The sequence below is a fragment of the Streptomyces sp. NPDC054961 genome, from assembly GCF_053609145.1.
On the sequence record NZ_JBSGWY010000093.1, the window covers coordinates 1 to 4,392 of the forward strand.

Below are 4,392 nucleotides of genomic sequence, written 5' to 3' on the forward strand. Positions count from 1 at the left end.
TTTGCGGGGGGGGGGCGAGCCTGTCACCACAACACACCCGCCTCCCCCCCACTCAGGTTGGAAAAGGCTCACTCTGCGAGTGGGGACTTCTTGTCCCAGCGGTCGGTGCGGGGCTTGCCGCCGCGGGTGATGCGCCTGGTCATCAGAGTGATGGCCGCCCAGGTGATGAGGGTTTCCGATTCTCTGAACTAGCGACGAACCAGCGGCTGCGGGTCGCTGCTGCCCCTCGTTGACGGTGGTGCATTCGGCCGTCGCAGTCTGCCGCATGCTCGATCATGGAGCGATGAGCGAGATTCTTCCCCGACAGGACCTGAGCCTGGAGGCCCTGTCGGCCCTATGGGAACAGCGATGGCCTGCTCCACCGGGCGATCTTCAGATGCGCTATGCCTATCCCGACCGATGGGTGCGCTTTCATAGCCTCCCTGAGTCCAAGCGGTACCCCGACAGCGACGACGAGTACGCAGTCATGCTCGATCGGCATCACACCCTGTTGGACGAGCTGGGGCCGAACGAAGCCGAGCTGTATGTGGTGACCCTCGAATGGAACGGAGACGCGGAACCCACCGTGCGCATGCCCCAGCTCCGGCAAGTTGATCCGGACGCGCGGCACTGGGCCAGCCATGTCCACGACGATGATTTCCCTGATGACATCCTCTACCAGCATGAATACATCAGCCTCCGCCCCCGCAGCAGGCATGCCTTGGACCCCCTTCTGCGGCTGGTAGCTGACGATGTGATCGCAGGAGTCACCCTGGCCCCGCTCGATCTTCGCTGGCTCTACCACCCCTATGACGGAGGTGGGGATGTATTCGCCCCAAGCACCAGCGTCAGGGACGCCCTCAAGGCAGCACATCCTGACTGGCTTTCCACGCACCCGACCGGCATGTGATGGTTGCTTCTCTGAGTCCGGACCTAGGAAGATCTGACTGGTCGTCCGGCAGCCAACCGGGCGCTCTTGATGGCGAGCCGGCTGGGCGCCTACGACTGCCGGGCCGTCGGTACAGTCATGCCGGTGACGATGAGTCGAGGCCGGTGGCCGAAGATCGATCAGGACAGCGGCGTCGAGGACGCGGTGTTGCTCATCCTGGAGTGGTTGGGCGAGCAAGGTGTGGGCGCCGCGATCAGGGTGGACGCTGAGCGGTTGCGGGACCAGAAGCCCGCATGGACGTTCACTGCTGGTGGCGGCCCGTTGAGCCACCCGATGCGGGCCGACGGAGCCACCGCCCACGAGTGCTTGTCCCGCGCTTTGTCCTATCTCCGCGAAGCTGGCGTGGACGTGCCCTTCTGACGCGTCGCTCATGGAGCGGACGGTGGCGGCCGCCTTCGGGTGTCGGTGGCGCGTCCAGCGATCTGGGTGAAGGTGGGCATCCCGAGATCGACCGCTGTGGTCGTGCGGGCTGTGGCGGCGTCCATCTGGGAGAGCTTGTCCTCGGCGCCGGCGAGGCTGGTTTCGAGGCCTTCGACTTCGCCGAGCCAGCCTTCCTGCTTGGCTTCGGCGATGCGGTCGATGAGGTTGTCGCGGATCTCGACGAGCCGGGGACACTCGGCGGGGTCAGGCCGGAGCATGGCGCATCTCAAACAGGCTTATCCGAACTACCCAGCTCCCGGACCGACGGGGTCAACCGCGAGCGAGTTACTAAAAGTAGTGGGCAACAGTCTCGGCGTCCGGGCGTATCCGGGTGTGTCGCACCGTCACCGTGGTGTCGATCAGCCTCCGGCTCGCACCATGAACAACGTGGCCTAACTCAGCTGGCCTCAAGGGCATCCGCCCGCCTCGTCAGGTCCGCCGCGACGCCATCCCAGTCCGGTCCGTGCAGCCACAAGTTCTCGGCAGCCTCGCGCATCAACGCCGGTTCATCAGGTCGCTGCAGGAGCGCCAACCGGTAGGACAGGTTGCGAACCCAGACCGGCAGACGACCATCGACCACGTGCGGGCAGAGCTCACGGAGCATGGCGAGGATGGAATCCGCGTCAGCGAACGTCAGTTCCTCGACGAAGTAGTGCTCCCGGTGGTCGAGGTCGCACTCAGGCGTCGGTCCGAACTCGTCTCCGTAGAGGCACCGGGCGTGCTCCGTCAAGGTGCTGTGCATGTCCTGGAGCCTATGACGCCTTGAGCGTCGGAACGAACCTTGGGCCTGTCCCGGCGATCATCTGGAGGGTGTCTCGGTGGTACTTTGACCGGAAATCGCGGGAGGGGTGGGCAGCCAGGTGGACAGTGATCGGCGGCATGCAGCTGTCATGGCGCTCTGTGAGCTCGGGCGAAGCCACGACTACCGTGACCGGGCGGATGCCGGTCACGGCCTGGCAGGCTTCGCCGAGATGCAGGAGGCCCTCGGGCCATTGCTGGAGCTCGTGCTCGACCCGGGTGACACCTTCGTCACCCGGGTGACCGCGAAAGCCGTGCTTCGGCGAAAGGACAGGATCGGGTTGGCGGTAGTCGCCTCCGCACTGGCAGTCGCCGACTCCAATCACAGCGATTGGATCCACACCGCCATCCTCGATGTGTTCGGCATCTCCTCCGAGGACCGGGACAACGCGCTGCATCTGTGCGAGGAGATGTTGCGGGACACTGACGACCGCGTTTCCCTGGCGGCTCGTCAGCTGCACGAAATCCTGGCCGAGCTCGACCCTGTTCGTCGCCCCGTGTAGCACGGGGTGGACGCTGTCGTGAGAGCGCAGGTGTTCGGATCTCCATCCGGGCATCCTGCCGGGCCGGCTCCATGAGCGGCCCGGCATTTCGCCGGCCGATGATTCGGAACACGCCAGCGCTCACTCCTCAGGCTTGACGCTGCTTCGTCCGGTGTCGCGGCGGAAGTCGGGCATACCCAGGTGGACAGTGGACGGCTGAGTTGCACGCTCGCGCATGGCCTGAAGTTTCTGGGCGGCGGCAGCCAGGGTGGTCTCGATGGCGGCGACCTCGCCGAGCCAGCCCTGGACCTTGGCCTCCTGGAGTCGGTCGATGAGATTGGCGTGGATCTCTTGGAGGCGTGGCATCTGGGCTGGGTCCACGAGTAGTAGAGGGCATCTGACACAGGCGTTTTCATGCTGGCACGGGGTCGAGTAGTCGCGGCCGCAGGTCCCCAGGGCAACCTTGCGGAGCTCGAAGTGGGCCAGGAATTCGTCCCACTCGGTGGCGGTGAGCTCGCGGTACTCCTCGCTGGGCCGCTCGGTTCTGCGGCGGGCGATGAAGGCCCGGTGATGGGAGATCACGTCCTCCGGGTAGATCGCGGCATAGCCCATGGTGGTGTCCAAAGCGGCGTGTCCGCAGATCTTCGCGGCGATGTGCGGGGGCAGTCCGGAGCGGATGGCGTCGGTCACGAAGATCCTTCTGAAGTCGTGGGGGCGCCATTCGAGCGAGTCGCCGGCCACGGTGATCTGGGCTGACTGCGAGGTCGCGACCAAGCACTCGCGGATGTAGCTGCGGGTCAGCGGCCGGTCCTCGGTGCCGTACCGGCGTTGGAACAGGAACGGCATGGGCGGGCTCCAGGTCTGCTCGAACACGTCGTAGGCCGACACCAGCGGCAGAGCGCCATTCCCGGCCCGGACCCGGAAGATGACCGCGGTCAACACCTCCGCCAGCTCCGGGGAGACCAGCAGCAGCCGCTCCGCATCGGTCTTGGACGGGGCGACCTGCAGCATCGGCACCACCTCGCCGGTGGTGGGCAGGGTGTAGGCGATGAAGCTGTGGTGGGTGAGCTCCAGCATCTCCTCGATCCGGATGCCGGTGTGACGCAGGACTTCGATCGCGGCCCAGGCCCAGAACGCCTTATGGTCCTCGTGGGTGAGGTCGCGCCGGGCGGCCCGGGCCGCGGTCCTGGGTGCTTCAAGCTCCTGGGCCCAGATCTTGGCGCCGGACGCGGACTTCAGCACCGGCCGGAAGAGCGTCTGGCCGTCGACACTGAAGACGGTGCCGGGCTCGGCCTGTCGTGAGGTGATCCCTGTGGTGTGGACACACCCGACAATGGATCTTGTTGATCCTGGGAGGTGTAGACCACGTGGCAAGGCCCTCGAAGTACAGTGCGGAGTTTCGGTCCGACGCGATCGCGTTGTGGCGGGCTTCGGACGGCAGGCGGTCGTTCAGGGAGGTCGCGGCTGATCTGAACGTCAACCCCGAGACGCTGCGGACCTGGGTGCGTGACGCAGACGGCCGTCCGGCCGCGGCCGGCGCGTCGCAGGGCACCGAGGCCGAGCTGGCCCGGCTGCAGGCGGCGAACGCCAGGTTGGCAAAGGCTGAGAAGGAATGGCAGCTCGAGAGGGAGATCCTGCGCCGGGCAGCCGCGTATTTCGCCCGGGAGATGATCCTGGTGGCTAATTCGGCGGATTCATGTGTGCAGGTCATGTCGTAGGTGGATTCTGGGGGTTGCGGCAGTCTTGTGGTGTCTGCCTGCAGGA

General features: G+C 65.9%; 6 protein-coding genes and 1 pseudogene. 4 read left to right on the forward strand and 3 right to left on the reverse strand.

The genetic code is table 11. The features are described 5' to 3' along the window. The first annotated feature begins 283 nt into the window (after positions 1–283). Together ACWF9Z_RS36440 and ACWF9Z_RS36445 are read left to right on the forward strand one after the other, a co-directional pair. On the forward strand, positions 284–889 hold the full coding sequence (locus ACWF9Z_RS36440; RefSeq protein ID WP_453609887.1) for a DUF3885 domain-containing protein: 606 nt from the start codon (positions 284–286) through the stop codon (positions 887–889). 129 nt (positions 890–1,018) lie between these two features. After that, positions 1,019–1,288, forward strand: a complete 270-nt coding sequence (locus tag ACWF9Z_RS36445) for a hypothetical protein (protein WP_453609894.1) — start codon at positions 1,019–1,021, stop codon at positions 1,286–1,288. A gap of 8 nt (positions 1,289–1,296) precedes the next feature. On the opposite strand, the gene ACWF9Z_RS36450 is transcribed toward ACWF9Z_RS36445, so the two are convergent. Continuing rightward, positions 1,297–1,566, reverse strand: a complete 270-nt coding sequence (locus tag ACWF9Z_RS36450) for a hypothetical protein (protein WP_453609889.1) — start codon at positions 1,564–1,566, stop codon at positions 1,297–1,299. Positions 1,567–1,745: 179 nt separating this feature from the next. Further along, the gene (locus ACWF9Z_RS36455) at positions 1,746–2,090 is read right to left on the reverse strand and encodes a hypothetical protein (protein ID WP_224284706.1); all 345 of its coding nucleotides are present in this window, start codon (positions 2,088–2,090) and stop codon (positions 1,746–1,748) included. A 106-nt stretch (positions 2,091–2,196) separates the two neighbouring features. On the opposite strand from ACWF9Z_RS36455, the gene ACWF9Z_RS36460 reads away from it, so the two are divergent. Continuing rightward, positions 2,197–2,649: a hypothetical protein gene (locus ACWF9Z_RS36460; RefSeq protein ID WP_453609891.1), complete on the forward strand. Its 453-nt coding sequence runs from the start codon at positions 2,197–2,199 to the stop codon at positions 2,647–2,649. A gap of 120 nt (positions 2,650–2,769) precedes the next feature. Here the strand turns inward: ACWF9Z_RS36460 and ACWF9Z_RS36465 are convergent, their stop codons facing one another. Beyond that, complete coding sequence (locus ACWF9Z_RS36465; RefSeq protein ID WP_453609893.1) at positions 2,770–3,870, reverse strand: tyrosine-type recombinase/integrase; 1,101 nt, start codon at positions 3,868–3,870, stop codon at positions 2,770–2,772. 125 nt (positions 3,871–3,995) lie between these two features. Here ACWF9Z_RS36465 and ACWF9Z_RS36470 point away from each other — a divergent pair. Next, positions 3,996–4,300 (forward strand): annotated as a pseudogene (locus ACWF9Z_RS36470) (transposase); the annotation flags it as partial. Between the last annotated feature and the right edge of the window lie 92 nt (positions 4,301–4,392).